The sequence below is a fragment of the Ferrovibrio sp. GW821-FHT12F09 genome (assembly GCF_058806775.1).
The window spans coordinates 2151472-2177288 of sequence record NZ_JBXAPZ010000001.1 but is presented as its reverse complement, the minus strand read 5'-3'; the positions used below and the strand labels follow the sequence as shown (position 1 = coordinate 2177288).

Sequence of the window (25817 nt, the reverse complement as noted above, 5' to 3'; positions counted from 1 at the left end):
TGTGCCGGCTCTCTTTGTGGGTCAGTGCTGAAACTTACTCGCGAGCGGCCAGCCGGAAGTCGTAGTGCAGCCGCGCATAAGGCGTATCCAGTTTGCGTCCGGCCACCGTCTCGCCGGCCGGACGCTGCTCATACGGTGCGACCAGGGCGTCCTTGACGCCGAAGACCACATCGCTGTCGAGATAACTGTCGCCCTGTTCGAAGACATGGGTGACCAGCTTGCTGTAGCCGGGCGCCTCGATCATGAAATGCACATGGGCCGGGCGATACGGATGCCGCCCCTGGACGCGCAGCATGTCGCCGACCGGACCATCATCAGGGATCGGATAAGATGACGGCTTGACGGTCCAGAAATGGAAATGGCCCTGCTCATCGGTGAGGAAGCGCGCACGGCCATTGAGGTCGTCTGGATTCTGAAGTTGCTGCACGTCGTAGAAACCGGCTTCGTCGGCATGCCAGATATCGACGGTGGCACCGGCCAGCGGTTTGCCGTCAGCGCTGCTGACGCTGCCCTCGACATAGAGCGGCTGGCCTTTCATGCGGCCGCCGACATCGGCGCCCAACGGATACTGCGGTGGCTCGTCGACATAGAACGGCCCGAGCACGGTGGACAGCGTGGCGCCGCGGTCGCGGCGGTGGTTGATGGCATCCACCAGCATCGACGCACCCAGCGTATCGGACAGCAGGATAAATTCCTGGCGATGCTGGTCGCACATATGGCCGGTGCGGGTGAGGAACTTGATGCCCTCGAACCATTCTTCCTGGGTCGGCTCGACCTCGCGCAGGAAGGCGTGCAGATGCCGCACCAGCGCCTGGCTGATCTGCCGCGTGCGCGGATCGGCCCCCTGCCCCACCTTCTCCAGCACGGCATTGGTAATGGAGGCTTCGTCGAACTGGCGGGTCGGGGAGGCTTCACTCATCACGGCAACTCCGGGGCTTCGCCGGCATGGGCCCGGCGCAGCAGCGAGAGCAGCGGCGCGCGATCCAGCGGACGGGGATTCCAGTAGGGATTCTGCAAGGCGATATCGGCGGCCCGTTCGATGCCATCGGCTGGCATGCCGATGACAGCCAGCGAGACCGGGGCGCTCAGGCTGCGCGCCAGTCGCCACAGGCCAAGCGACGCGTTGTCGGCATCCAGCGCACGGGCGATGCGCTGCATCGCCTCGGGCATCGCCGGCGCGTTGTAGGCCAGAGCATAAGGCAGGATCACGGTATGGGTTTCGGCATGCGGCAGGTCGAAGCTGCCACCCAGCACATGGCAGAGCTTGTGATGCAGCGCCATGCCCACCGTGCCAAGGCAGACGCCGCAGAGCCAGGCGCCATAGAGCGCGGCAGCGCGGGCATCCATATTCTGCGGATCGGCCTGGATGGCCGGCAGCGCGGTGGCCAGGGCGCGAATACCCTCTTCCGCCATCAGGCTGGTCACCGGATTGGCGTCTTTGGCATACAGCGCCTCGGCCGCATGGGCGATGGCATTCATGCCGCTGGTGACAGAGACATTAACCGGCAGTCCAGACGTCAGATCGACGTCGTAGATCACCGCGCCGGGCCGGATCGACTCTTTCCGCTGAACGGTCTTCAGGCCGTCCTTGGTCTCGCCCACGGTCGGCGTCATCTCCGAGCCGGCATAGGTGGTCGGCACGGTGACCTGGGGCAGACCGGTGCGTAAGGCGAGTGCCTTGCCCAGACCGGTCGTCGAACCGCCGCCGACCGAGACCAGCGCATCGGCCTTCATATTTTGCAGCACGACCAGCGCCTGTTCGGTGACTTCGACCGGCGTATGCATGCGCGCGCCGGCAAAGCGGCCGGCGACCCGGCCGTCGGCAGCCGTTTCGGCCTGGTCGGCCAACCCGCCGCGCCCCGGCGTCGACAGCAGCAGCGCACGCGAGGCGCCGATCCGCACCAGTTCGGCGCCAAGCTGCGACAGCGTGCCCCGGCCGAAGATCACCTTCGACGGCAGGCTGCTGTAGACGAAGCTGCCGGGATTGAGCATCGACATGTCGGCGTCCGCGACCCTCAGGCGGCCGGCGCGAAGAACATCTGCGGCGACACGGTCTCGCCGCGCAGCCAGGCGGCACCGCGGGCATAGAGGGCCGTCACTTCCGGCCCCTTCAGACCCGGCATGTCGCGTTTCACCTTGTAGCCGATCTCCTCCTGGATATAGGCGAGATGGCGATAGCCTTCCGGCAGGGCCGCCAGCTTGGCCGGGTCGATGGCCGGAGCCTGCGACGGATCGATCGGATCGATGCGATCCTTCTCGTAGATCGGCTGGCGGACCACGATACCCCACTTGCCGTTCCGCTTTTCGATGAAGTCATAGAAACGGCCGGTGCAGACCACGTCGCAAGGCACGCCATGCACGGTGGAGCGCTGCGAGATGGTCATCTTGGTCTGCGAGATGGCGCGGCTGCCGTTCAGGTCGACCGAAATGCCGCCCAGGAAATGCAGGATGCTGACACCCTTGGCCCAGCCTTCCTGGCTGACCCGGATGAATTCGGCTGCCGGCCCCTGGAACCAGGTGGCCATCATCCAGCCGTCGTCATGCCAGACCGTGCGGAACCGCTCCCAGTCACCGGCATCGCGCCACACCGCCCAGTTCTGCAACAGCTCGGCGATGGTCAGGCGTTCGATCTGATCCGGATGCATTCTTTGTCCTCCCGCAGGAGCGCCTTGCTTGTCACGGCGCCTTCCTGTAAGTTCACATATATAAACTAGTTCAAATCTATGAAACCCGATAGCCCTGCCACTGTCAAGTCAGCCGACCGCGTCCTCGATATCCTCGAGGCGGTGGCCGCCGCGTCCGGCCGCGCCTCCTTTTCACAACTGATGAGCGATCTGGGGATTCCGCGCAGCAGCCTGTTCCAGCTGCTGGGCAACCTGACGGCGCGCGGTTATCTGGAGCAGGATTCGGCAACCCTGCGTTATCGGCTGGGCGTGAAAATCGGCGAACTGGGTCGACGGCGTCCGGCGCCACCGCTGCAGCAGATCATCCAGCCGCTGCTGAAACAGCTGAGCCAGGACACCAACGAAACCGTCGGCTTTTATGTGCGCGACGGCGACCATGTGACCGCCATTGCCACCCAGACCGGCGGCCAGGCGCTCACCTACACCATGCGGGTCAGCGAGAAGGCACCGCTCTATGCCATCTCGTCAGGCAAGATCGTGCTAAGCCGAATGAGCGATACCGAGGTGAAGGCCTATCTGGCCCGCACGCCATTCGAGAGATTCACGTCGCATACCCTGACCAGCGCCAAGCAGGTGATGGAGCAGCTGCGCAGCATCCGCGAGGAAGGCTTTGCCTATGCCCATGAGGAATTCACCGTCGGCATCATCGGCATCGGCACTGCCGTGCTGGTGAAGGACGAACTCGTCGGCATGGTGAACCTGGCCGTGCCCTCTGCCCGCTTCACCAAGACCAATGCGGCCATGCTGCGCCAGCATCTGCGTCGCGCCGCCGCCGATATGGCCGCCGCTATCGAGAAAGCCGTCTAGTAGCCGAGCGTCTCCGGCAGCCAGAGCACCAGCTGCGGCATGAGGATGAAGGCCACCACCAGCGACAGCATGGCCAGCACGAACCAGATGGCGTATTTCACCGTCTGCTCGATGGGCACACGCGCCAGCTTGGCTGCCACCATCAGGTTGACCGCCATCGGCGGGGTGAACTGCCCAATGGCGACCATGTAGGTCAGCAGCACGCCGAACCAGACGGGATCCCAGGCGAAATTACGCATGATCGGCATCAGCAGCGGCACAAAGATCAAAAAGATCGAGATACCGTCCAGCACCATGCCGACACCGAGCAGCACCAGCACGATGATGGTGAGCGTGCCATAGGAGCCAAGCCCGCTGGTCGCGATCCAGCGCCCCAGCGGATCGACAATGCCCAGCGTGCTGACCGCGTAGGCGAAGATGCTGGCCAGGGCAACAATGAGCAAAATGATCCCCGAGGTCTCGGCCGCTTCGACCAGGATCGGCACGATGTCTTTCGGCTTGATCTGGCGATGCACCAGAATGCCGACGAACAAACCATAGACCACGGCAACCACCGCGGCCTCGGTGGGCGTGAACCAGCCCATGCGCATGCCGCCCAGGATCAGCACCGGCGCGGCGAGGCCCCAGAGCGCGTCGCGCAAGGCCGGCCAGAATGGCGGCCGTTCGGTATCCATCTCGGCTTTTCCAAAACCGTAATGCTTGGCGAGCCAGACCGCCGGAACCATCAGGGCAAAGCCGGCCAGAATGCCGGGCACCATGCCGGCCGCGAACAGCGCCGGCACGGAAGCGCCGGGCACCAGGACCGAATAGATGATGAAGGCAATCGACGGCGGAATCAGGATGTCGGTCGCCGCGGCCGAGCCGATCACGGCAGCCGAATAGCCCGCCGGATAGCCGGCGCGCTTCATGGCCACCAGCATGACACCGCCAACGGCAGCCGCCGTGGCCGGACCGGACCCGGAAATACCGCCGATCAGCATGGCGACGCCGATAGCCACCAGCGGCAGCCGGCCGGGCTTGCGGCCGACAATCGACACGGCCAGATTGACCAGACGCTCGGCCACACCGGATTTCTCGAAGATCACACCGACCAGCACGAACATCGGCAGCGCCAGCAGCGGATATTTGGCGATACCGGCATAGAAGTTGTTCGGAATCGACATCAGGCCGAGATCGGCCAGGGCGATACCGAGCGAGCCGCCCAGCATCAGCGCCACGCCGATCGGCACGCCGGCCAGCATGAGGACCGCGAAGACGATAAAGATCAGGATGCCAATCATTGCGAGCGCCACTTGCGAAGCAGGACCTGCGCACCCCGTGCAGTGATGGCAAAGGCCAGAACCGGCAGCCAGATGCTGTACCACCATTGCGGCCAGCCGATGCCGGGCGAGGTCACATCGTATTTGTAGTCATCCCAGAAGAAACGCACGGCCAGCACGGTAAGAATGCCGAAGGCCAGCACGGTGCAGGCCGCCGACAGCAGCGCCAGGCGACGGCGGCGTTGCGGTGTGCCGCCATCGAAGAAGGCCTCGATGCGGATATGACGGTCGCGCGCCACGGCGGCGGAAGCGGCCACCATGGTGAGGATCACCATCAGCGAGATGGAGAGTTCTTCCGTCCAGGCAAAGGATTCATCGGTGAAGTAACGCACCAGCACATTGGTGAAGGTGATGATGGCCAGCAATGCCATGGCACCGGCGCCAACCCAGTCCTCCCAGCACATTTTCTGGGGTTGCGCCGGATCGATAGCCAGCGGTTCGCTTTCAGTGGGGATGGACACGCTTCACTCTCCGGCTGGTCGGAAAAAGCAAAGGCCGGGATTGCCCCGGCCTCTGCCAATATCAGATCACTCTGCTCAGGCCTTCTTGCGGGTGGCCGCGACGGCGTCTTCCGCCTTCTTCACCAGATCCTTGCCGATCTGGCCGGCCCACTTGTCGTAGGACGGCTTCACCGCCTTCTTGAAGGCGTCCTTCTCGGCAGCCGAGAGCTCGGTGACCTTGACTCCAAGGCCTTCCACTTCCTTGACCAGCGATTGATCGGTCGGCACCAGGCCCTTGCGGGCAATGGCGATTTCCTGCTTGCCGGCATCGATGGCAGCCTGGTGCACGATGTCGCGATCCTTCTGCGTCCAGGAATTCCAGATTTCCTGATTGGCGATGAAGATCAGCGGATCGGCCACATAGCCCCAGCGCGTGACGAACTTCTGCGCCAGCGTGTGCAGCTTGGCGGCCGTGAAGATATGCAGCGGGTTCTCCTGGCCTTCGACCGCACCCGAGGCCAGTGCCGGCTGGGCATCGGCCCAGCTCATCTGGGTCGGATTGGCGCCCAGCGCCGTGAAGGTGTCGTTGAAGATCGGCGAACCGACGACGCGGAACTTCAGGCCCTTCATATCGGCCGGCTTGCGGATTTCGCGCTTGGAGTTGGTGACTTCACGGAAGCCGTTCTCGCCCCAGGCCAGCGGCACCACGCCATTCTTGCCAACGATATCCATGATCTCCTTGCCGACCGGGCCCTGCACCAGGGCATCGAGGCCGGCATGGTCCTGCGCCAGGAAAGGCAGCGAGAACAGATTAAGCTGACGGATCTGCGGCGACCAGTTGATAGTTGAGCCGATGGCCAGATCGATGACGCCCTGACGGACCGCGGTGAATTCACGGGTCTGGTCGCCGTTCACCAGCGACACACCCGGATACATCTTGATGTTGATGCGGCCCTCGGTACGCTCGCGCACGAGGTTGCCCCAGATTTCGCCGCCCTGGCCCCAGGGGAACGGCAGGCCCACCACGGTGGAGAGCTTGTATTCCGGCTTGTAGGCGCCCTGGGCGCGGGCAGAACGGATGAAGATGGTGGGAGCGGCGGTGAAGGCAGCAACGGCCACACCGGCCTTAAGCAGCGAACGACGGTTCATCGGGTCTTCCTCCAGTTATTTTTTATAATTCGTTGAACAGAATATTCAGGACGCAGCGCCAAGGCAATCAGCGACGCAGCAGGGCACGGGCCTTTGCTGCAATGCGGTCGGGCGTGACGCGCACCTCTGCTTCCAGCCCTGGCGCATAACCGACAGGCAAACGCGGTCCCCCGAGGCGCGCGACTTTCGCTACCCCTTCTTCGGCCAGCGACGCCACAATTTCCGCGCCAAAGCCCGCCACCTGCACGGCTTCGTGCACAACAAGCACGCGGCCCGTTTTTGCGGCAGAGGCAAAAACCGCCTCGCGATCCCAAGGCCAGAGCGTCCGCAGGTCGATCACCTCGGTCTCGACGCCCTCCCCCGCCAGCGCCGTTGCGGCCTCCAGCGACCAATGCACAGCCTTGCTCCAGCTCACGACGGTCAGGTCGCGCCCCGGGCGTGCGATCCGTGCCTTGCCTAGTTCAGCTCTGGCAGCGGGATCAACCTCGCCTTCGCTGGCCCACAGCTCCTTGTGCTCGAAATAGGCAACCGGGTCGCCACAGCCGATGGCAGCCTGCAGCAGGGCGTAATTGTCCTGCGGCGTCGCTGGCGCCAGCACCACAAGGCCGGGAATATGGGTGAACCAGCCTTCCAGCGACTGCGAATGCTGGGCTGCCGACGAACTCCAGATGCCGATGGGCATACGGATCACCGCCGGCACACGGCCCTGCCCGCCGAACATGAAGCGGTTCTTCGCAGCCTGGTTGATGATCTCATCCATGGCGCAGAGCGCGAAATCGATCACCCGCATCTCGACCACCGGCTTCAGGCCGGTCAGCGCCATACCAACGGCGGCGCCGACAATCGTGGCTTCCGAGATCGGCGTGTCGATCACGCGCTCGGGACCGAAGGTATCCTGGAGACCGCGATACTGGCCGAAGATGCCGCCGCGCCCGATATCCTCGCCCAGCGCCACCACGGCCGGATCGGCGCGCATGGCCTCGGCGACGGAAGCAGCCGCAGCCGCGGCATAGGTCATTACCGCCATTGGCCCGCTCCCAGGTCCTGCACTTCGGAATAGGCCGCATCGGCTGCGGGCCAGGGCGCGGCATCAGCCGACCGCACAGCCTCGGTCACTTCATCGCGCGCCGCCTGCATGATGGCTTCGACATCACCGGCACTGACGCCGCCATTGCGCAACTGTTGCGCCGTCACCAACAGCGGATCGTCCTTCTGCGCCGCCGCCAGTTCCGCCGGGTCGCGGTAACTGGCCGGATCGACCGAGACATGGCCACTGAAGCGATAGGTGCGGGCATGCAAAAGACGTGGTCCCTTACCGGCGCGGATATCGGCAATCAGTTGCTTCGCCGTCTCACTGACGGCACCAACATCGTTGCCATCCACCATGGCGGCCTCGATGCCGAAGCTGCGCGCCCGCGCTGCTGCGCCCGCACCGGCCGACATGGTCCCGGTCTTGGTGGTCGCCGACCACTGGTTGTCCTCGCAAACGAACAGGATCGGCAGTTGGAAGGCGGCGGCCCAGTTCAGGCTTTCGGCAAACGGCCCGCGGTTGATCGCGCCATCGCCAAAGAAGGTGACGGCAATCGCATCGGCCTTGCGGATCTTGATCGACTGCGCCGCCCCCAGCGCAATCGGGATGCCGGCCGCCACCACGCCATTGGCGCCCAGCATGCCGACCGAGAAATCGGCGATATGCATCGAGCCGCCGCGGCCGCCGCAGAAGCCGGTCGCCTTGCCGAACAGTTCGTGCATCATGCGCGCCAGATCGGCACCCTTGGCCAGCGTGTGGCCATGGCCGCGATGCGTGGAGGTGAGATAGTCGCTGGGCTTCAGATGGACGCAAACACCAGCGGCGACGGCTTCCTGACCGGTGGAGAGATGCAGCGGACCGCGCACCTGCGCCTGGCCGGCGGCCTGCTGGCCGAAAGCGGCGACACCGCCCCGGCTGGCCAGCTCAGCGGCATCTTCAAACGCCCGGATGCGACACATCATCCGGTACAGCGGCAACAACGTGCCGACAGGAATATTGGACTGTTTCACGGGCCTGCTTCTCGGGTGTTTCTTGTTATAAAGCCGACCGTAGCAACGTGTTACCGGTAACGCAACTCAGGCGGCCCGGACCGCTTGAAGCGCTAGCCGCGCGGCTGGAGCGGGCGCTGATCGGCGATCTCGAGGATCAGCTTGCGGCGCACGGCCGCTTCGAAGGAACTGTAGTCGCGCGCCGGCACAATGAAGGCGCCGGGGCCGCCAATGACATGCTGCTCGTAATAGCTGTCGATATCCGGCTCCATATGCAGGATCGGCAGGCCATTGATGATAATGCCGGCCGCCACGGCGGCTGCGCGCGCCTCTGCAGGGGGCGGACCCGTGTTGTTGCGGCCGTCGCCGGAAATATCGATCACCCGCCGGGTGGTTTGCACCGGCGCCTTGTCGAGCAGGCGGTGGCCGAATTCGATGGCACCGGTGGGCGAGGTGCCGCCGCCGAAAATGGTGCGCTCGGCTTTTTCCATCGCGGTGGCAAAACCCGCAATGTCGGTATCGCTGCGCAAAACCGTCCAGGGCACGACCAGAGTCTGCAGCGAATAACCCGACCACTGAAAATAACTGATCGCGATGGCGCCGTGGATGCCGGACCGGATGGCTTGGATCACCTGACGATTGCGGAAGGCTTCGGCATAGCCACGCTGCTGCAGGGCATAATGCTCGGCATGGACACTGCCCGAGCAATCGGCTGCCAGGACCAGCGCCAGATCGACCGATCGTGACTGGCTGTACAGGGGCCATGGCAGAACCGCTGCAGCCACTGCGCTGCCCGCACCGAGCAGGAGTTTTCTCCGGTCGGGTTGGTGGTGCGAGGCAAGATGGTTCTGCCGGGGCAGCATGCCGGGAAACGATAGCAAGAAAACCGGCGCTGCGGCGAAACCTGTCGTTTTACCCGGCCATAATCCGCGATTTTCCTGCAAGCACATGAATAATAACGAGAAAAATCAACATCTTCCCTGTGGATAAACCATTTGGTAACCTTATCGCCATGAGCGTGATCGACGTCATTCCCAAACTGGCAGTCCAGCAGAGCAAGATCTCGCTGGGCGGGGCCGGCAATCTGAAGTCGCTCGCCGAGGTCATCTCGACGGCAACCGGCTCCCTGCCCGGTGCCGAAGCCATGTTTCAGAAGCTGCTGGAAGTTCGCGCCGAGCTGGGCGGCCCGGATCAGGCCAGGGCCGAACGCGACGCGCCGTTGCGCGAGTTTCACTCGCCGCCAATCACCTATAACGGATTCGGGCAGACCTCCCGCAAGCCGCCATCCATGACCGTCTTTATCCTGGCCTGACGCCAGCGGCAGCGCAGGCTTGTACAGCCTGCCGAAAGCCGGTATTCGGCGCATGTCCGTTTCCGCTTCAACCTGCGGCTTTCCGATGCCTTCCCCGTCCGATGCCGGTCCCGAAATCAGTTTCGTCATCCCGGTCTATAACAAAGCCGGCATCTTGCCCCGGGTGATAGAGGCCCTGGCAGCGCAGACCCTGCCTGTGCCGGCAGAGTATGTCTTCGTCGATGACGCCTCGACGGACGGTTCTGCTGTCGTGCTGGAGCAGCATGGCCAGGCGCTGAACGGCCTGACCATTCTGCGCAATGACCGCAACGCCGGCCCCAGCATCCGGCTCAACCAGGGGGCTGCACGGGCACAGGGGCGCCTCCTGTGTCTGCTCGATGCCGATGAACTGATCGTGCCCGATGCCGTGACGCTGATGTATCGCGTCATGCAGGACGGGCAGGCCGATATGGTGCATGGCAAGGTGATCCGGTCCGATCTTGATGCGCAGGCGATCAAGCCGGAACCACTGGGCGCCGCACCGCCCAGCGAAACCAGCGACCGGCCGCTGCACACCGTCACCCATGGCCGCGGGTTCGTGCGCATGGCCTGGCTGGTGGAAACAGCCCTGTTCCGCCGGGCCGGCGGCTGCGATGAGCGGCTGTTCATCCAGGATGAATCCCTGCCGCTCCGCCTCGCCCTGCATGCCAGACGCCTGATCGATTTCCGCGGCGGAGTGACCCATGCGCCGCGTGGTGGTTCGCATCTGTCCGCCGACAAGCGGCAACAGCATCACGACCGTTTTTTCGCCTATTACAATCTGCTGCGCGAAACGCCGGCGCTGCCTGCCGAGATTCGAAACCGGGTGGCAGCGATCTGTGTTTCGATTGCCTGGAAAGCACAGCAGCGCAGCGGCCTGCCCCTTGCGGCACTTGTCGTCTTCCGGGCATATCTGGCGGCGAAACTCGGTTTCGATATCTCTGACGCCTTCCTCGATCGCAGTGCTGATGCTTTTCGCCGCCTGAGCGGCATCCGGTCGCCCCAACCATGACCCTGTTCTACAAATTCGCCGAGCCGTCTTATCTTTCCGCCGACCGCGGCTGGATCGAGATGCTGCGTAAAGCCAATCTCGGCCTGTTCTGCCTGCTGCCACTGCTGCTGCTGTTCTGGCGCGGTGGAGCCGATGCCGCCGCCACGCTGATCGGTATCAGCTTTCTGGCCGTCGTGATTGCACAACGCCAGTGGAGCCTGTGGAAGTGGCCGCCGGTCGCCATCATCCTCGCCCTCTGGCTGATCCTCAACCTGGTCATTTCCCCGCTTGCCCTGCAGCCGGCATTATCTTTCTCGCGCAGCGTGGCCTGGCTGCGTCTGCCGCTGCTGCTGCTGGCCGCCTGCCTGTGGCTGATCCAGTCGCGCCGCGACCTCAAACTGATCCTGCAGGTCTGGAGCGCGACACTGGCCTTCACCGTCATCGACGGCATCGTGCAGTTGTTGTCCGGCGTTTCGCTGAGCGGTCAGCCGATCTGGGACGATCGCCTCACCGGCCCGCTCGATCGCCCCAATATCGGCATGTTCGTTGCCCGTATCGGTTTCCCGCTGCTGCCGCTGGCTGCTCTGCTGCTTTCGGGACGCGAGCATCACCGGCTGGCATGGCCTGCCGTGGTGCTGGCCGGCCTTGTGGGACTGGCGTTCATCTTCCTCACCGGTGAACGCGCTGCCAGCATCCTGACCCTGCTGTCCATCGCTGCCGTGGTCGGGGTGATCATCCTGACGATTCCGCGCTATCGCATCTATGGAATCATCGCCACCCTGGTCAGCATCGCCATTCTGGTCGCCATCGTACTGACCAGCGAACGGATCTTTGCGCGTGTCCTGGCCCTGATCGAGGTGCTTCAGGATATCGGCGCCTCGCATTACGGCGAGATATTCCGCGCGGCCCTGGTGATCTGGCAGGATCATCCGGTCACCGGGATCGGCATGAAGAATTTCCAGAGCGTCTGCGAAGTCGTCACCCAGGCCCAGATGAAGCACCCCTGTCCGCAGCATCCCCATAACACCTATCTCGAATGGCTGGTCGAGACCGGCGTGGTCGGGACAGCGGGATATTGCCTGCTGCTGGCTGTGCTGATCGCCGCACTGTTGCCCATGTTTAGCCGGCGCTCGCATCTGCAGATCGTCGGGGCTGCGGCTGCGGGTGTCATGGTTCTGCTGCACTTCCCGCTGACGGCCAGCCAGAGCAACTTCAGCAACTGGCCGGCGCTGCTGTTCTGGAGCAGCCTGGCCCTGACCATGGCGGTCATACGCCTGGGCCAGCGCGACGAGATGCACTGAACTGCCATGGCCATCCTGGTGATCAAGCATTCGGCGCTCGGCGACATGATCCTCGCCCTGCCGTTGTTACGCGCGATCCGCCGCCACCATCCCGGCGAACATATCGTGCTGCTGACCACGGCGCCCTATGTCGACCTGACCCGGCGCTCGGGTTCGGTCGACGAAATCTGGACCGATCCCCGGCCGAAATTCTGGCAGCCGCTCGCGCTCTGGCGCCTACTGTGCCGCATCCGTAAGGCCGGCTTCAGCCGCATCTACGACCTGCAGGGCAGCCAGCGCACCAAGGGCTATTATCGCCTGCTGGGCAGCCCGCGCGACCTCTGGGTCGGCAATGCGCCCGGCTGCCGCTATCACATCCCCGATCCAACCGCGCCGATCCATATCGCCGAATTGCGCGCCAGCCAGCTGGCCCTCGTCGGCATTCCCGATCCCGGCCTGCCGGATCTGACATTCCTGCAATCGGACATCACGCGCTTCGGCCTGCCCGCGCGGTTCGCCCTGCTGGTGCCGGGCGGCGCACCGCACCGGCCGGCCAAACGCTGGCCGGCACAGCAGTTCGCGGCCCTGGCACAGCATCTGCTGCAACAGGATGTGACGCCGGTGCTGATCGGCCGCAGCGCCGAACGCGCCGAGATCGATTCCATCATCGCGGCCGTGCCAGCCGCGCGCAGCCTGTGCGAACAGACCGCCATCGACGATCTCGCCACCCTGGGGCGGCAGGCCGTACTGGCCGTGGGCAACGACACCGGGCCGATGCATATCATCGCAGCCAGCGGCTGTCCGTCGGTGGTGCTGTATTCCGCCGAGTCCGATCCGCGCAAGGTATCGCCGCGCGGCAACTGGGTGGTGAAACTGCAGCGGCCGAGCCTGCAGGATTTGCCAACTGCCGATGTCATTGCGGTGCTGCCGAAAGTTAGTCCGGCTTAAAACCAGCCCGGCTTAAAACCAACGCAGTGGCCAGCGCGGCCCCGGCCGCAGACGGCTCCACAGGAAGGCTGCCGCCAGCAGGATCAGCAGCGCCGGCAGCAGCGGATAGCCCAGGAAAAGCCAGCCGCTTTTCAGGTTCAGCACGATCAGCGGATTGGCCCCGGCGGGCGGATGCATGATGTTGAGGGCCTTCATCGCCACGGCGATCAAGGCCACACCCAGTCCCATGGTCCAGAGATTGCTGCCGATCAGCTGCAGAAGCGCGATGCCGATGGCGGCACCGAGCAGGTGCGAAACCAGCACGGCGACCGGCCGTGAGCCTTCATGTGTGGGGAAGCAGAACAGCAGGATGGCGGTGCTGCCCAGCGACGTCAGCGCCAGGCCATGCTCGGCGTCGATGATCCACAGCACCAGGCCCAGGCTCGGCAGGATGCCGCAGAGAATCCACAGGGCGTCGAGCAGGCCGGTCCTAGTCATCGCGCTCTGTCTTTTCGCTGTCGCTGAACAGGGGCAGTGTGTTGCGTTCGGCGCCTGAGGCCAGCGTCGCGCGCGGGTCGGCGATCCAGCCAGCCACATCGCGCCATACCGTTTCCGCCTGTAAATCCCGCAGCAGCATATGCCAGCCCTGGGCATAGATGGCGATTCGCAGATCGATGCCGGGCGTGGCCTGCAGCTGCGCGACATAGGCCTCAACCGGCTTCTTCGGGATGACCTCATCCTTCACGCCATAGAGCAACAGGATTGGCAGGCCGGTCGGCTTCGCCACGGCCGCATCATCCATCAGGTTGACCAGGCCATGAATCGCATCGACGCGGGTCGCCTTGATGAACAGCGGGTCCCGCGACAGGCGGCGCAGCATCTCGATATTGTCCGACGCCTGTATCTTCAGACCACTGCCGGTGAAGGTTTTCCATGGGATCGTGTAGCTGGTCAGCCACAGCGCCACCCGGTAATGCACCGGCATGGTGGCGCGCCCCCAGACCGCCGGCGCCACCAGCACCACGCCCTGCGGCCGCTCTGCCGTTGCGCTGCGCGTCAGGGCATGCAGCACTACGGCGCCGCCCATGCTTTCACCCAGCCAGTAAGAAGGCACACCGGGATGCAGTTGCCGCAGCACGGCGCTCAATTCCCGCACGTCATCGGCCATGCGGTCTTCGCCGGCCCATAACCCCACATAGGGTGCACGGCCGAAGCCGCGCTGATCCGGTGCGTAGGTCGCGACGCCGCGCGCCGCCCACCATTCCGCCGCTTCGGTGAAGGCATTGCTGTAATCGTTGAAGCCGTGGATGGCGAGGATCACGGCCTTTGGCGGCTCCCCGCCCTCGGGCAGCCAGCGCCGCAGCGGCAACACCCGACCGTCATTCGCCTGCCAGTGATATGTCGGGCCTGCTATCGTCGTGGGCGTGACAATCTCGCCACCCGGCGGTTGCAGACGTGGCGCGCAGGCCGCCATCAGCAGAAGGCCGGGCAGCAGCAGGATGCCAAGGCGGTGTCGCAGGCCGCGCATTACATTGCCTCGGCGATGGTGCGGACGCGGGCCGCGGGAAAGATCAGTGTCGCAGTGGTGCCCGCGCTTTTGCGGCTGGACAGGTGAATCGTGCCGTCATGCAGCTCGATCAGCCGCCGCGTGATCGGCAGGCCCAGGCCGCTGCCGCCGGTTTCGCGCGCACGCAGGGAATCGCCACCCTGCGAAAACGGCTCGAACACCTGCTTGAGCTGGTAATCGCTCATGCCCACGCCGGTATCGCGCACCCGGATTGCCAGTTCACCATCCGTCAGCCGCGCCGCAGTGATCTCGACACTGCCACCTTCGGGGGTGAACTTGATCGCGTTGCTGAGCAGGTTGAGCAGCATCTGGCGCAGGATACGTTCGTCGGCCTGCAGGCGCGGCAGGATTGCCGGCAGACGGCATTCCAGTGCAATGCCCTTGCCGTCGGCGGTGATACCGACCAGCGTGAGTGCCTGATCCACCGCCAGCGCCACATTGATCTCGCTCTCGCTCAGTTCCAGCCGGCCGGCCTCGATGCGCGACATGTCCAGCACATCGTTGATCAGCGACAGCAGATGCTGGCCGCTTTTCTGGATGCCGTCCAGGTAGTCGACATAGCGTGGATTGCCGACCGGCCCGAACAGGCCCTGACGCATGATATCGGCAAAGCCGAGGATGGCATTGAGCGGCGTGCGCAGCTCATGGCTCATGGTGGCGAGGAAGTTCGACTTGGTGTGGCTGGCTTCTACCGCCTGCCGACGGGCTTGTTCCAGATCGCCAGTCATCGTCCGCATCTCAGCATGGGCCGTTTCGGTGGCTCGCAGCTGACGCATCAGCGCATAGGCAAAACCCAGAACCAGCAGCCAGGTCATCACCGCAGCCCCGATCAGAATCGTATAGAGCCGAGACAGGCGCTCGCGCGTCTCTTCAATGCGCTTGATACCAATGGCATTGATCCCACTGGCAAACAGATTGAAATCCGCGCTCAGCGCTTGCGCAGCCTTGGCGATGCGGCGGCCGGCCTCGGCATCGCCGGCCTGAAAGGCCGCCACTTCCGGAGCCCAGCCGTGGATCACGGGAGCGATCCGCAGCAGTAGCGGAGCAAGATCGCGATCGGTGCGATACACCGTCGTCTCGTCGGCTTCCAGGAGCCGCAGTCGACCAAACAATGCGTCGTAGCGCCGTTTCATCTCTTCTGTATCGGTGCCCGGGATGCCTGCCAGTCTTTCTAGCACGCTGGCGCGGAAAGCCTGATGCTCGCTGCGTAACTGCACACCGTCCCAGACCACCGTCTGGAAAGAAAAGCGGCTGTACTCGGTCTGCTGAATATACAGATAGCTTGCCAGTGCGACCGACAGCGCCACCAGCGTCGCCACCAGCACCAGCACGAAGCGCCGGCCCGCACCGGCCAGCGCGTTCGGATGAGCCTGCACCGTCTTCGGCAGGAAACGCCGCGGCATCAGCCGTGCTCCCGATATCCGGATCGCGGCCGATACCCGCAGGATGAGAATTCCCCAAGAGCTGTCTGTACACGCCTCATTCATCCGGAGTGACATTGCGGCGCAAAAAAATCAATAGCAGTCGCGCTTTTCCGCCCTTACAGGGTGCGAGTCACGCCGCCATCCACGTCGATGATCGCCCCCTGCAGGTAGCCCGCCTGCGGGGAGGCGAGGAAAGCAACGGCCCGGGCAATTTCTGCGGGTTCACCGAATCGCGCCACACCCATACTGCGCGGCAGGGTCTGCGCGGCTTCGGCCTCGCTGATGCCCTGCTCCTTGGCGAAGCTGCGGATTCGCACCTGCAGGCGTTCGGTGGCAATGGCCCCCGGGTTGATCGCATTCACCCGCACGCCGTCCTGAATCCCGCGATCGGCCAGCACCTTGGTCAGGTTCATGCCAGCGGCATTGACCGACCCGCCGATGGCGAATTCCGCCGTGCCGGTGCGACCGCCGACGCCGATGATATTCACGATGCTGCCGTCACGATCACGCAGATGCGGCCAGGCGGCACGGCTGAGCCGCATGGCGCCGAAGAACTTCAGCGCGAAACCGTCGGCCCAGTCCTCATCGGTCAGCGTGAGGAAGTCGCCGCGCTTGGTCGCGCCGGCATTGTTCACCACCAGATCGATGCCGCCAAATTTCTGCACCGCCGCGGCAACCACCTGGGCCGGCACGGCCGGATCGCGCAGATCGACGGCCTGCACCAGGCTTTCAGTCTGCAGGCCGCTGGCAACCGTCTGCAACAGGTCGGCAGACCGTGCGGCCAGTACCAGCTTCATGCCTTCCGCCGCGAGCGTTTCAGCAATGGCCTGCCCGATGCCCTTGCTGGCGCCGGTCACAATGGCAACCTTGCCGGCGAGTTTGAGATCCATGCCGTTTCCTCCTGATGGCGCGCGCAACGCACTCTGGGTTAGTCTGGGACCATAAGAAAACAGGGAGGCAGCATGTTTCGCAACGATCTCTTCCAGGGAAAGCGCATCCTGATCACCGGCGGCGGCACCGGCCTGGGCAAGGCGATGGCGCAGCGCCTGATGGAACTGGGGGCCGAGCTGCATATCTGCGGCCGGCGCGACAGTGTATTACAGGAAACCGCTGCGGAACTCTCCGCCGCCACCGGCGGTCGCATCTTCACCTATCCTTGCGACATCCGCGTGGCGCAGGCGGTGGACGAGATGGTGGAATTGATCTGGCAGACGCATGGCCCGCTGGACGGCATGGTCAACAATGCTGCCGGCAACTTCATCGCCAAGACCGAAGACCTGAGCCCGCGCGGTTTCGATGCCATCGCCAATATCGTGCTGCATGGCAGCTTCTATATGACACAGGCGGTAGGCAAACGCTGGATCGCCGCCAAACGTGGCGGCAGCATCCTGTCCATCGTCACCACCTGGGTCTGGACCGGTTCGGCCTTCGTGATTCCCTCCGCGATGTCGAAAGCCGGCATCGCCGCGATGACCCAGTCGCTGGCTGTGGAATGGGGACCGAAGGGGATTCGTCTGAATGCGATTGCGCCCGGTCCCTTCCCCACCGAAGGCATGACCAAGCGGCTGGCCCCGACGGAAGCGCTGGAAAAGCGCATGATCGGCGCGATCCCGATGCGGCGTTTCGGCAACCTGCCGGAACTGGCTAATCTCGCGGCCTTCCTGCTCGCCGACGATGTGGGCTACCTCACCGGCGAGGTGATCGCCATCGATGGCGGCCAGTGGCTGAATTCGGCCGGCGGCTTCGGCGCGCTGACCGATCTCAGCGATGACGAATGGCAGGATATCCGCGCCAGCATCGAAGCCACCAATGCGAAGGACAAGGCGAAACGGACGGTCTAGCGATAAGACCATCTGATTGCACCCGATACATTGGTTGCATCGGAAACCATAGGTATTTCAATGAAATAAACCTGCACTGAGGCTTCGCATTGCCGCTGCGTCAGCGCAGAATATGCCTCTGTTTCGAGCAGGCAGAAGAGGCAAGGCCATGAGCAGCGATCCGACCACCCGTCTGGAGCATGACAGCCTGGGCGAGATGGCCATTCCGGCCGCCGCCTATTACGGCATCCAGACCCAGCGCGCGCTCGACAACTTCCACATCTCCGGCATCGGCATCAACCATTACCCGAACCTGATCCGCGCCTTCGGCATGGTGAAGAAGGCCTGCGCCGCCGCCAACAAGAAGCTCGGCTATCTGGAAGCCGATAAATACAAGGGCATTGCCCAGGCCTGCGACGAGCTGATCGCCGGCAAGCTGCATGAGTGGTTCACTATCGACGTATTCCAGGGCGGCGCCGGCACCTCCACCAACATGAATGTCAACGAGGTGGTGGCCAATCGCGGCCTGGAGCTGCTGGGCTTCCACAAGGGCGAATACCAGCATCTGCATCCCAACGACGACGTGAACCTGTCGCAATCGACCAACGATGTCTATCCCACAGCCGTGCGCCTTGGCGTCATGCTCAGTCATGCCGAACTGATGAAGGCGCTGGACGGTCTGGCCTACGAGTTCCGCCAGCGCGGCGTCGAATTCGCCGACATCATCAAGCTGGGCCGCACCCAGCTGCAGGATGCCGTGCCGATGACGCTGGGCCAGGAATTCGAGGCCTTCGCCATCAACATCAAGGAAGATGTGGCACGCGGCGACGAGATCGTGAAGCTGTTCCGCGAGATCAATCTGGGCGGCACGGCAGTCGGCACCGGCATCAATACCGAGCCGGAATATTCCAACCTCGCCATCGAAGAACTGACGCGGACCTGCGGCTTCGAGATGGTGCGCGCCGCGAACCTGATCGAGGCCAGCTGGGACATGGGCGCCTTCGTGCTCTATTCCGGCATGCTGAAGCGCATCGCCGTGAAGCTGAGCAAGATCGCCAACGACCTGCGGCTGCTGTCGTCGGGCCCGCGTGGCGGCCTCAATGAAATTGCGTTGCCGCCGATGCAGCCGGGCTCATCCATCATGCCGGGCAAGGTCAATCCGGTGATCCCGGAAGTCGTCAACCAGGTCTGCTTCCAGGTGATCGGCAACGATATCACCGTCACCATGGCGGCCGAGGCCGGTCAATTACAGTTGAACGTCATGGAGCCGGTGATCGTCTACAACGTGCTGAATTCGATGCAGCTGCTGTCGCGCGCGGCGCGCACGCTGGCCGAGAAATGCGTCAGTGGCATCCAGGCCAATGTCGAACAGGCGAAGCGTCATGTCGAAGCGAGCGTCGGCATCGTGACCGCGCTCAACCCCTATATCGGCTACGAGAAATCGGCCTGGCTGGCCAAGGAAGCCCTTAAGACCGGCCGCACCGTGCGCGAACTCTGCATCGAGAAGGAATGGCTGACCGAAGCCCAGCTCGATGACATCCTCGATGTCGCCAAGCTGACCGCGCCGCGCCGCCGTGGCCGCAAGATCGTGGCCCCGCCCACCTGATCCCGGGTGACCAGATATTGCGGCCAACGTGCGGTATTCGCATGCTTTTGCGCTGCGGCATGCAATCGTTTTGACTCATAACAGTCAGGCTCCTACCCTCCTGTGCAAGGTTGCGCATAAGCAGCCGCACAGGAGGAAACCATGTCCGCATTGCCGCGCCTGACGGCGTTCTCTGCCTTATCTGCCACTCTGCTGCTTGCGGCCTGCGCCACGCAGACGCGCGATCCGGCTGCGGCCTGTGCCGCGCTGATCCAGCCGGTCGCCGCCAGCGCTATCGGCCTGCCGACCAAAGGCGCCGTCATCGAAGGCGCGGTGCTCACCGCCGCGTCACAGGCTGGCACGATTCCCAATCCGCCTTTCACGCCGCTGCCGCCGGAACTGATCGTCGCCGCCCTGCCTGAACATTGCCGTGTCACCGGCGCTATCGCCTCGGTTGATCCGCAGGCGCCGCCGATCAAATTCCAGGTCAACCTGCCGAGCGACTGGAATGGCCGCTCGCTGCAATATGGTGGTGGCGGCTTCAACGGCGTGCTGATCACCGGCTTAGGGATGCCGCCCGCCGCACGGCCCGACCGGCCGCATCCACTGGCGCGTGGTTATGTCACCTATGGCACGGATTCCGGCCACCAGAATGCGCCGAATGTGCCGCTGCAGGCCTTTGCGCTCAACGACGAATCCCTGGTGAACTTCTCGCATGCCTCCTACAAGAAGGTGCGCGATGTCGCCGTCGAGCTGATGAAGCGGCGCTACGGCAAGGCGCCGGAGAAGCTCTACTTCTTCGGCAGCTCGGAAGGCGGCCGCGAAGGCCTGACCATGGCCCAGCGCTATCCCAACGACTTCGACGGCATTTTCAGCCGCGTGCCGGTGATCAACTGGACCGGCCTGCAGGCGGCCGGCACTCGCATGGGCATTGCGCTCACGCAGGGCTGGATCAGCCCTGACAAGGTGAAGCTGATTGCCGATGCGGCACTGGCGGCCTGCGACGACCGCGATGGCCTGAAGGACGGCATCATCAGCGACCATGAAGGCTGCAAGCGTGTGTTCGATGTCAGCCGCCTGCGCTGCCCGGCGGCCTCCAATCCGATGTGCCTGACCGACGGCGAAATCCGCGCTGTGCAGACCCTGCATTCGTCCGTGACCTTCAACTTCGATCTCGCCAATGGCGTGCGCAGCTATCCCGGCTTCGGCATCGGCGGCGAAGCGGCCAGCGGCACCGGCCCGGTTGGCGGCTGGGTCAGCTGGCAGACCGGTACCGCGCCACCCACCGTGCCGGCGACCAATGCCAGCAGCCGGGCCTGGCTCTATGGCAGCGGCGCGATCCAGTATTTCCTCGCCCGCGATCCGAACTACGATCCGCGCCAGTATACCGTCGACAGTTTCCGCGAGCGGGCCCAGGTGATTTCCGGCCTGATGGATTCCACCAATCCCGATCTCTCGGTCTTTGCCGGCCGCGGCGGCAAGCTGGTGGTCGCCGAGCAGATGGCCGATTACGCCCAGAGCCCCTATGCCGGCATCCAGTATTACCAGTCTGTCGTGCAGAAGATGAGCCAGCCGGCCACCGACCGCTTCATGCGGCTCTATGTGACGCCGGGCGCCGATCATGTCGGCGTCGGCGCACCCTCGGCCGTCGACATGCTGGAGGTGGTGAGTGACTGGGTGGAGAAAGGCCGCGCGCCCGGCGATCTGGTGCAGAGCGCCCATCAGGGCACGCCGCCATTTGCCGTCACCGCCTCGCGCCCGATGTGCCGTTATCCGGCCTTCCCGCGTTACAAGTCCGGCGACGTCAGCAGCGCAGCCAGCTTCGAGTGTGCGATGCCTTAAGCGAAGGCGGCCTCCGCCGTCATCGCCAGGGCATCGTCGGCATCGGCGATCCACAGACTGAGGCTGCCGTCATGGGCGGTTTTCGCGCGCAGCTGGAACGGCTGGCCATCGATCACTGGCCGACGGCCGCGGAACTGGAAGCGCTGCAAGGTCTGACCCGGCCGCAGGCTGGTGGCGAAATCCACCAGCAGCGTGGCGAGCAGCGGGCCGTGGACGACCAGACCGCGATAACCTTCGACCTGCCGCGCATAGTCGCGGTCGTAATGGATACGGTGACCATTATAGGTCAGCGCCGAGTAGCGAAACAGCAAGACCGCATCGGCGGTGAAATCCGCGCGCCACTGGTAATCGCCCGAGGCCGTGTCCGGCTCGGGCAGGCCGGCATTCGGCAGCTCTTCGCGATAGACGATATCGTGGCGGTCGGTCACCGCGACCGTATCGGCATCGAAGATGTCATGCCGCACGGTAACAAAAACCAGACGGCCGCTGCGGCCGCTTTTCTCTTCCACCGCTTCCAACGTGGAAAGCCGGCGTGTCGGCATACCCAGCATCAGCGGGCGATGGAATTCCAGCCGGCTGCCGGCCCACATGCGCCGCGTCTGGCTGCCCCAGAGCTTGCCGACATCCGGCAGAAAGCCGCCGAGCGCCGGATGACCGTCACGGCCAAGCTGCGCCCGCGGCACGGCATTCCAGAAATAGAGCCAGTGCCGCAGCGCCGGCAGCGGCGCACCATCGGCAAGCCCGTCCTCGGGCTGGTCAAGCGCGCGCGCCAGGGCCTGGCAGCGTTCGGGTAAAAAAAGATCGGCGGCCTCATCCTGGCCGCCGATCCAATCCTTCAGCGATGTCCTGTCAGCCATGCTGACAGTTTAGCGTCACTGCCGCGACTTGCCCACCGCCTCGCGCAGCAGCAGGTAGACCTTGCCGATATCGGCGGTCACAAAGGCCGAGGTCAGCAGCTCTTCATGCTCCACGCCCTTGGCGCCGGCCAGCACACGCTCGAATTCGGCGATGTAGCGTTCAGTGAAGTCGCGGAACTCGCCATTCTCCTGATACTTGTCGCGGATCTTGTCGAGGTCGCGCTGGTCGATCAGCTTGCGGGTGAACAAGCCGCGCTCGCCCTTGTAGTAGCGGCGCCACAGGTCTTCCGACAGGTCGCGGTTGAGCAGGCGGGTGATGTCGATGGCCATCGAGTTGAGATGGCCGGTGACAAACGCCGCCGTCTTGAGGAACTGCTCGCCGCGCAGCGCCTGGGTGGCCTTGCGCAAGGCTTCGGCCTCGATGCTGGCGGTGCGCGCGGCTTCGGACAGCGCCTTTGAATCGGCCTTGAGGCTGGCTTCGGCCGAAGCTGCTTCGCTGGCGGCCCGCGCCGCCGCCGAGGACAGCTCCTGCGCCCGCTGACCCAGTATCTCGGCGGTCTCCACCGCGCGCGCCGAGGCGCGGTCGGTGATGGCGCTGAACTCGTTGCCGGTCCGCGCCATGCGTTCGCCGATCTCGGTGACCTTTTCCGACAGGCGCGAGGAGCGCGTATCCACCTCGTCGGCCTGGCGACGGAAACCGTCGCTCATCCGGTCGGTCTGCTTCATCGCGTCTTCCACGATATTGGCCAGCTCGCGCGTACGGTTGCGCAGCACTTCGCTGGCATCGTCGATGCGGCCCGAGGCATTGCCGACCGCGAGATTGATCTCGCGGGCGCGGGCGTCGAAGGTGGCGCCCACCTGCTCGACGCGGTTGACCGCTTCGTCCGACACGCGGGAGACTTCCTGGGCCTGGCGGCGGAAGCTGTCGCCGATATTGGCGGTCTTGAGGATCGCCGCATCGGAGGCCTCGGCCAGTTCCTGCACCCGGCCGCGGAAATTCTCGCGGATGTTTTCGGCCTGACGCGTAAGTTCGCTCGAAAGAGATGTAAGCGCGCCGGCCTGCTCATGGATGGTGCTACGCAGCTCCAGCGTGCGGTCGACCACGCTTTGCGCCGCCTCGCCCAGTTCCACCGAGCGGACGCGTGCGGTATCGCCGGCGGTGTTGATGCTGCCGGTCGCCTTCTCGGCGGCGGCATTCAGCGCCACCACTTCCATCTGCGCCTTGTCGCTCATCGCGACCAGCGCACCGGTCTGGGCCGACGCCTTCTCGGCCAGCGTCGCCATGGCCTCGGCCACGCTGAGCGCCAGATCCTGCAGGTCCTTGGCGCGGGCCTGCGCGGCACTACCGGCCAGCTGCGATTCCATCGCCGCGCGTTCGGCAGCGGCGCTGAGCGCATGGGCCTGCACCTGCGCGGTCTCGCTCACCTGATGCAGGCGCTGCGAGGCGCGTTCAGCGGCAGCCTGCAGCTGCACGGCATCCTGACCGGCGCTTTCGCCGGCCGAGCGCAGGCGCTGGGCCGTGCGGGCGGCAGCCTGGTCGAGGCCGTCGACCTGATCGCGCACCGAAGTGCCGGTTTCGGCAATCCGCTTGGCAACGCCATCGATGGTGACGCCGAACTGTTCGGCATGGCCGCGCAGCAATGTGCCGGCGGCACCGACCTGGTCGTCGGTGCGCTGGGTGGCCTGGGCCAGCAGCGCATTCGCCTGCGCCATGGTGTCCTGCACCTGGGCCGCCATGTTGAGCGCCTCACGGCCGGCCGCCGCCAGGCTTTCGATGCGCGCCTTGATGCTGTCGTCGGCGTCGCCGATCTTGCCCAGCGCGCGGCCAGCGGTTTCGTCCAGGGTATCGGCGCGCTGCTTCAGCTCGTCACCGGTGCGCAGCGCCCGATCGGAGATCTGCTGCAGGGTCGAGGTCATGTTAGCGCCTTCGCGGCGCAGGGCATCGCCGGCCTGGGCCAGACGCTGGTCGGCCTGTTCGGCCGCCGCGGCGAGCTGGTCGGACTGGTGACGCACCAGGTTGCCGGTCAGCTTCAGGCGCTGTTCGGCCTGGGTGGCGGCTTCAGCGAAGCTCTCGGCCTGCTGGGTGGCGGCTGCACCGGCCTGTTCCAGGGCGTTGGTGCGGGTGCGCATGTCGTCGGCCGACAGGCGCAGCTTCTCGGACACGCGGGCGCCCTGTTCGTCGAGCGCACCGACTTCCGAGCGGATCGTCTCGCCGATATCGCGGATGCGGCCGATGGTGGTGCCAGTGGCATGCTCGATCTCGCGCACGCGCTCGCGCAGCACGGTGCCGGCGGCCTCGGCGCTGTCGATCACCTTCTGGCTGGCGCTGCTGAACAGCTGGCTTTCGCGGCCGAAGCTCTCGCTCGCGGCGGTCGCACGCGCCACGGTGACTTCCGCCGCCGTGGTGATGATCTGGGCGGATTCGGCAAAGCCGAGACCGATGCGGCCGGCTTCGCCGCCGGCGCGGGTGACCGCCTGTTCCAGGGTGACGATCTTCTGCTCCAGCTGGGCGGCGATCTGCTGCGCCACTTCGGCGGCGCGGTTCACTGCCTGGTCCATCAACTCGCCATGGCGGCGCGACAGCTCATCCACGCGCTCGTTCTGGAACTGGATGGCCGAGGTGATGCGCGAAATTTCCGAGGCCTTGTTCTGGAAGATGCCGCGCGCGGTTTCCACTTCGCGCACGATCACATCGGCGGCCTGCAGCAGCACCTGCGCCTGGGTCGAGACGGTCTGGCCGATGCCCGACACCTTGGCGTTCATCTCGGTCCCGACCTTGTCGGCGACATCGACCAGCGCGCGGCTCTGCTCTTCGAAGCGGCCGGCCAGGCCCTTCACGGTATTGTCGAGATCGCGGTTGACCTGGTCGGCAGCCGCCAGCAGCGCCTGCGACGACTGGTTCAGCGTGCCGCCGATCTGGCGGGCCTGCAGCGCCACCTGTTCGCCGGCACCGGCAGCGGCGGCCATCAGCGCCTGCTGCTGGCCAGCCATGGTGTCGCCCAGGGTGGCGATCTTGTCGGTGGCGCTTTGCGCCGCCTCTTCCATCTCGCGGGCCTGGCGGCGCAGCGAGCCGGCCAGCGCGGAGACGCGGCGCTCGGCTTCCGGGGTCGGATAGCTCAGGTCGAGCAGGATTTCGTGCAGGGCGGCGGCCTGGCGCTTGATCGCCATGCCGCGCCACATGTTCAGCAGCATCAGCCACAGGAAGGCCAGCGGCGCGGCCACGCCGGCGATGAAGGCGCCCACTTCATGGGGCAGCGCATGCCAGAGATTGGTCCAGCCGATGGAGTTGTCGATATAAAGCGTGCAGAGCAGCAGCCAGAGCAGGCTGACACCGGCGCCGATGCTCACCAGGATCAGGCGCTGGCGCTCCAGTCCGGGCTGACCGATCAGTGCGGCGGCGCGGTTGCCCGCCTCTTCCAGCGCGGCTTCATGGGCCGGCTTGTTGGCATTCGCGGCCATATCGGCGCGCGGGTGTTTGATCAGCATCGCAGCCTCCCCCGTCAGGCCCGGAAATGAGTTCCGGCCCGGTCGGATCGCGTCATCTTCCGCATTGAAACACACAAAGGCCGGGGCGAGGCGGAAAACCCGCGCCGGTAGCACGCCATATTTAGGGGGCGAATAGTTAACAGCGCCTTGCCCGAAGGCCGGGAAACGGAGTCGAAGAGCACCCTGTGGATAGCGGGGATAACCTTTTTCGCGCCGCCCGAAAAATGCTCGCCGTGCGCGACACGGCATAAAATAAGGGGGTTCACGCTGCGCTGAGTCCGTCAACCGGT

At 64.8% G+C, this 25817-nt stretch carries 23 protein-coding genes; 8 read left to right on the top strand and 15 right to left on the bottom strand.

Annotated elements, in window-relative coordinates; all coding sequences use genetic code 11:
* Positions 1-34: 34 nt before the first annotated feature.
* Genes AC1ROB_RS10745 through AC1ROB_RS10735 form a run of 3 tightly spaced genes read right to left on the bottom strand, consistent with a single transcriptional unit; the run spans position 35 to position 2645 of the window.
* The gene (locus tag AC1ROB_RS10745) at positions 35-919 is read right to left on the bottom strand and encodes an intradiol ring-cleavage dioxygenase (protein ID WP_492971180.1); all 885 of its coding nucleotides are present in this window, start codon (positions 917-919) and stop codon (positions 35-37) included.
* Positions 919-1998, bottom strand: a complete 1080-nt coding sequence (locus tag AC1ROB_RS10740; protein ID WP_492971181.1) for a maleylacetate reductase — start codon at positions 1996-1998, stop codon at positions 919-921. The genes AC1ROB_RS10745 and AC1ROB_RS10740 overlap by 1 nt, the downstream gene beginning before the upstream one ends.
* Before the next feature lie 17 nt (positions 1999-2015).
* Entirely contained in the window at positions 2016-2645 is a 630-nt protein-coding gene (locus AC1ROB_RS10735; protein WP_492971182.1) for a nuclear transport factor 2 family protein, read from the bottom strand.
* A gap of 78 nt (positions 2646-2723) precedes the next feature.
* Between AC1ROB_RS10735 and AC1ROB_RS10730 the strand changes: the two genes are divergently transcribed.
* On the top strand, positions 2724-3491 hold the full coding sequence (locus tag AC1ROB_RS10730; protein WP_492971183.1) for an IclR family transcriptional regulator: 768 nt from the start codon (positions 2724-2726) through the stop codon (positions 3489-3491).
* Here the strand turns inward: AC1ROB_RS10730 and AC1ROB_RS10725 are convergent.
* From AC1ROB_RS10725 to AC1ROB_RS10700, 6 genes are all read right to left on the bottom strand, one after another.
* Positions 3488-4771: a TRAP transporter large permease gene (locus tag AC1ROB_RS10725; RefSeq protein WP_492971184.1), complete on the bottom strand. Its 1284-nt coding sequence runs from the start codon at positions 4769-4771 to the stop codon at positions 3488-3490. The two genes, AC1ROB_RS10730 and AC1ROB_RS10725, sit on opposite strands and share 4 nt — an antisense overlap.
* Positions 4768-5271 (bottom strand): TRAP transporter small permease, encoded by a 504-nt coding sequence (locus AC1ROB_RS10720; protein ID WP_492971185.1) that lies wholly within the window; start codon positions 5269-5271, stop codon positions 4768-4770. The genes AC1ROB_RS10725 and AC1ROB_RS10720 overlap by 4 nt, the downstream gene beginning before the upstream one ends.
* Positions 5272-5346: 75 nt before the next feature.
* Complete coding sequence (gene dctP / locus AC1ROB_RS10715; RefSeq protein WP_492971186.1) at positions 5347-6399, bottom strand: TRAP transporter substrate-binding protein DctP; 1053 nt, start codon at positions 6397-6399, stop codon at positions 5347-5349.
* Between the two features lie 67 nt (positions 6400-6466).
* On the bottom strand, positions 6467-7426 hold the full coding sequence (locus AC1ROB_RS10710; protein ID WP_492971187.1) for an alpha-ketoacid dehydrogenase subunit beta: 960 nt from the start codon (positions 7424-7426) through the stop codon (positions 6467-6469).
* Positions 7417-8439 (bottom strand): thiamine pyrophosphate-dependent dehydrogenase E1 component subunit alpha, encoded by a 1023-nt coding sequence (locus AC1ROB_RS10705; RefSeq protein WP_492971188.1) that lies wholly within the window; start codon positions 8437-8439, stop codon positions 7417-7419. The genes AC1ROB_RS10710 and AC1ROB_RS10705 overlap by 10 nt, the downstream gene beginning before the upstream one ends.
* A gap of 92 nt (positions 8440-8531) precedes the next feature.
* Positions 8532-9203, bottom strand: coding sequence for a DUF1194 domain-containing protein (locus AC1ROB_RS10700; RefSeq protein ID WP_492971189.1), 672 nt, complete (start codon positions 9201-9203; stop codon positions 8532-8534).
* A 227-nt stretch (positions 9204-9430) separates the two neighbouring features.
* On the opposite strand from AC1ROB_RS10700, the gene AC1ROB_RS10695 reads away from it, so the two are divergent.
* The 4 genes from AC1ROB_RS10695 (at position 9431) to AC1ROB_RS10680 (ending at position 12967) form a co-directional block, all read left to right on the top strand.
* On the top strand, positions 9431-9730 hold the full coding sequence (locus AC1ROB_RS10695) for a hypothetical protein (protein ID WP_492971190.1): 300 nt from the start codon (positions 9431-9433) through the stop codon (positions 9728-9730).
* 85 nt (positions 9731-9815) lie between these two features.
* Positions 9816-10760: a glycosyltransferase family 2 protein gene (locus AC1ROB_RS10690; protein ID WP_492971191.1), complete on the top strand. Its 945-nt coding sequence runs from the start codon at positions 9816-9818 to the stop codon at positions 10758-10760.
* Positions 10757-12040 (top strand): O-antigen ligase family protein, encoded by a 1284-nt coding sequence (locus AC1ROB_RS10685; protein WP_492971192.1) that lies wholly within the window; start codon positions 10757-10759, stop codon positions 12038-12040. The genes AC1ROB_RS10690 and AC1ROB_RS10685 overlap by 4 nt, the downstream gene beginning before the upstream one ends.
* 6 nt (positions 12041-12046) lie before the next feature.
* Positions 12047-12967, top strand: a complete 921-nt coding sequence (locus AC1ROB_RS10680) for a glycosyltransferase family 9 protein (protein ID WP_492971193.1) — start codon at positions 12047-12049, stop codon at positions 12965-12967.
* Between the two features lie 12 nt (positions 12968-12979).
* Here the strand turns inward: AC1ROB_RS10680 and AC1ROB_RS10675 are convergent, their stop codons facing one another.
* The 4 genes from AC1ROB_RS10675 to AC1ROB_RS10660 all read right to left on the bottom strand — a co-directional run bounded on the left by AC1ROB_RS10675 (position 12980) and on the right by AC1ROB_RS10660 (position 16827).
* Positions 12980-13444 (bottom strand): HPP family protein, encoded by a 465-nt coding sequence (locus AC1ROB_RS10675; protein WP_492971194.1) that lies wholly within the window; start codon positions 13442-13444, stop codon positions 12980-12982.
* Entirely contained in the window at positions 13437-14474 is a 1038-nt protein-coding gene (locus tag AC1ROB_RS10670; protein ID WP_492971195.1) for an alpha/beta hydrolase, read from the bottom strand. The genes AC1ROB_RS10675 and AC1ROB_RS10670 overlap by 8 nt, the downstream gene beginning before the upstream one ends.
* Entirely contained in the window at positions 14474-15916 is a 1443-nt protein-coding gene (locus tag AC1ROB_RS10665) for a sensor histidine kinase (RefSeq protein ID WP_492971196.1), read from the bottom strand. Before AC1ROB_RS10665 ends, AC1ROB_RS10670 begins: the two co-directional genes overlap by 1 nt.
* Before the next feature lie 137 nt (positions 15917-16053).
* On the bottom strand, positions 16054-16827 hold the full coding sequence (locus tag AC1ROB_RS10660; protein WP_492971197.1) for an SDR family oxidoreductase: 774 nt from the start codon (positions 16825-16827) through the stop codon (positions 16054-16056).
* A gap of 72 nt (positions 16828-16899) precedes the next feature.
* Here AC1ROB_RS10660 and AC1ROB_RS10655 point away from each other — a divergent pair, with 72 nt between their 5' ends.
* The 3 genes from AC1ROB_RS10655 (at position 16900) to AC1ROB_RS10645 (ending at position 21184) form a co-directional block, all read left to right on the top strand.
* The gene (locus tag AC1ROB_RS10655; RefSeq protein WP_492971198.1) at positions 16900-17778 is read left to right on the top strand and encodes an SDR family oxidoreductase; all 879 of its coding nucleotides are present in this window, start codon (positions 16900-16902) and stop codon (positions 17776-17778) included.
* Positions 17779-17926: 148 nt separating this feature from the next.
* Positions 17927-19363, top strand: a complete 1437-nt coding sequence (locus AC1ROB_RS10650) for an aspartate ammonia-lyase (protein ID WP_492971199.1) — start codon at positions 17927-17929, stop codon at positions 19361-19363.
* A 141-nt stretch (positions 19364-19504) separates the two neighbouring features.
* Positions 19505-21184: a tannase/feruloyl esterase family alpha/beta hydrolase gene (locus AC1ROB_RS10645; protein ID WP_492971200.1), complete on the top strand. Its 1680-nt coding sequence runs from the start codon at positions 19505-19507 to the stop codon at positions 21182-21184.
* Here AC1ROB_RS10645 and AC1ROB_RS10640 read toward each other — a convergent pair.
* Both AC1ROB_RS10640 and AC1ROB_RS10635 read right to left on the bottom strand, forming a co-directional pair.
* Positions 21181-22041, bottom strand: coding sequence for an HTD2 family dehydratase (locus AC1ROB_RS10640; protein ID WP_492971201.1), 861 nt, complete (start codon positions 22039-22041; stop codon positions 21181-21183). The two genes, AC1ROB_RS10645 and AC1ROB_RS10640, sit on opposite strands and share 4 nt — an antisense overlap.
* A 15-nt stretch (positions 22042-22056) precedes the next feature.
* Entirely contained in the window at positions 22057-25527 is a 3471-nt protein-coding gene (locus AC1ROB_RS10635; protein WP_492971202.1) for a coiled-coil domain-containing protein, read from the bottom strand.
* Positions 25528-25817 lie beyond the last annotated feature (290 nt).

Bases quoted from the DNA above. Each gene is read 5' to 3' on its own strand.
- AC1ROB_RS10635 (WP_492971202.1), bottom strand. From the start codon at position 25,527: ATGCTGATCAAACACCCGCGCGCCGATATGGCCGCGAATGCCAACAAG.
- AC1ROB_RS10735 (WP_492971182.1), bottom strand. From the start codon at position 2,645: ATGCATCCGGATCAGATCGAACGCCTGACCATCGCCGAGCTGTTGCAG.
- AC1ROB_RS10745 (WP_492971180.1), bottom strand. From the start codon at position 919: ATGAGTGAAGCCTCCCCGACCCGCCAGTTCGACGAAGCCTCCATTACC.
- AC1ROB_RS10685 (WP_492971192.1), top strand. From the start codon at position 10,757: ATGACCCTGTTCTACAAATTCGCCGAGCCGTCTTATCTTTCCGCCGAC.
- AC1ROB_RS10655 (WP_492971198.1), top strand. From the start codon at position 16,900: ATGTTTCGCAACGATCTCTTCCAGGGAAAGCGCATCCTGATCACCGGC.
- AC1ROB_RS10675 (WP_492971194.1), bottom strand. From the start codon at position 13,444: ATGACTAGGACCGGCCTGCTCGACGCCCTGTGGATTCTCTGCGGCATC.
- AC1ROB_RS10670 (WP_492971195.1), bottom strand. From the start codon at position 14,474: ATGCGCGGCCTGCGACACCGCCTTGGCATCCTGCTGCTGCCCGGCCTT.
- AC1ROB_RS10640 (WP_492971201.1), bottom strand. From the start codon at position 22,041: ATGGCTGACAGGACATCGCTGAAGGATTGGATCGGCGGCCAGGATGAG.
- AC1ROB_RS10690 (WP_492971191.1), top strand. From the start codon at position 9,816: ATGCCTTCCCCGTCCGATGCCGGTCCCGAAATCAGTTTCGTCATCCCG.
- dctP (WP_492971186.1), bottom strand. From the start codon at position 6,399: ATGAACCGTCGTTCGCTGCTTAAGGCCGGTGTGGCCGTTGCTGCCTTC.
- AC1ROB_RS10730 (WP_492971183.1), top strand. From the start codon at position 2,724: ATGAAACCCGATAGCCCTGCCACTGTCAAGTCAGCCGACCGCGTCCTC.
- AC1ROB_RS10645 (WP_492971200.1), top strand. From the start codon at position 19,505: ATGTCCGCATTGCCGCGCCTGACGGCGTTCTCTGCCTTATCTGCCACT.
- AC1ROB_RS10695 (WP_492971190.1), top strand. From the start codon at position 9,431: ATGAGCGTGATCGACGTCATTCCCAAACTGGCAGTCCAGCAGAGCAAG.
- AC1ROB_RS10680 (WP_492971193.1), top strand. From the start codon at position 12,047: ATGGCCATCCTGGTGATCAAGCATTCGGCGCTCGGCGACATGATCCTC.
- AC1ROB_RS10710 (WP_492971187.1), bottom strand. From the start codon at position 7,426: ATGGCGGTAATGACCTATGCCGCGGCTGCGGCTGCTTCCGTCGCCGAG.
- AC1ROB_RS10665 (WP_492971196.1), bottom strand. From the start codon at position 15,916: ATGCCGCGGCGTTTCCTGCCGAAGACGGTGCAGGCTCATCCGAACGCG.
- AC1ROB_RS10740 (WP_492971181.1), bottom strand. From the start codon at position 1,998: ATGTCGATGCTCAATCCCGGCAGCTTCGTCTACAGCAGCCTGCCGTCG.
- AC1ROB_RS10725 (WP_492971184.1), bottom strand. From the start codon at position 4,771: ATGATTGGCATCCTGATCTTTATCGTCTTCGCGGTCCTCATGCTGGCC.
- AC1ROB_RS10660 (WP_492971197.1), bottom strand. From the start codon at position 16,827: ATGGATCTCAAACTCGCCGGCAAGGTTGCCATTGTGACCGGCGCCAGC.
- AC1ROB_RS10650 (WP_492971199.1), top strand. From the start codon at position 17,927: ATGAGCAGCGATCCGACCACCCGTCTGGAGCATGACAGCCTGGGCGAG.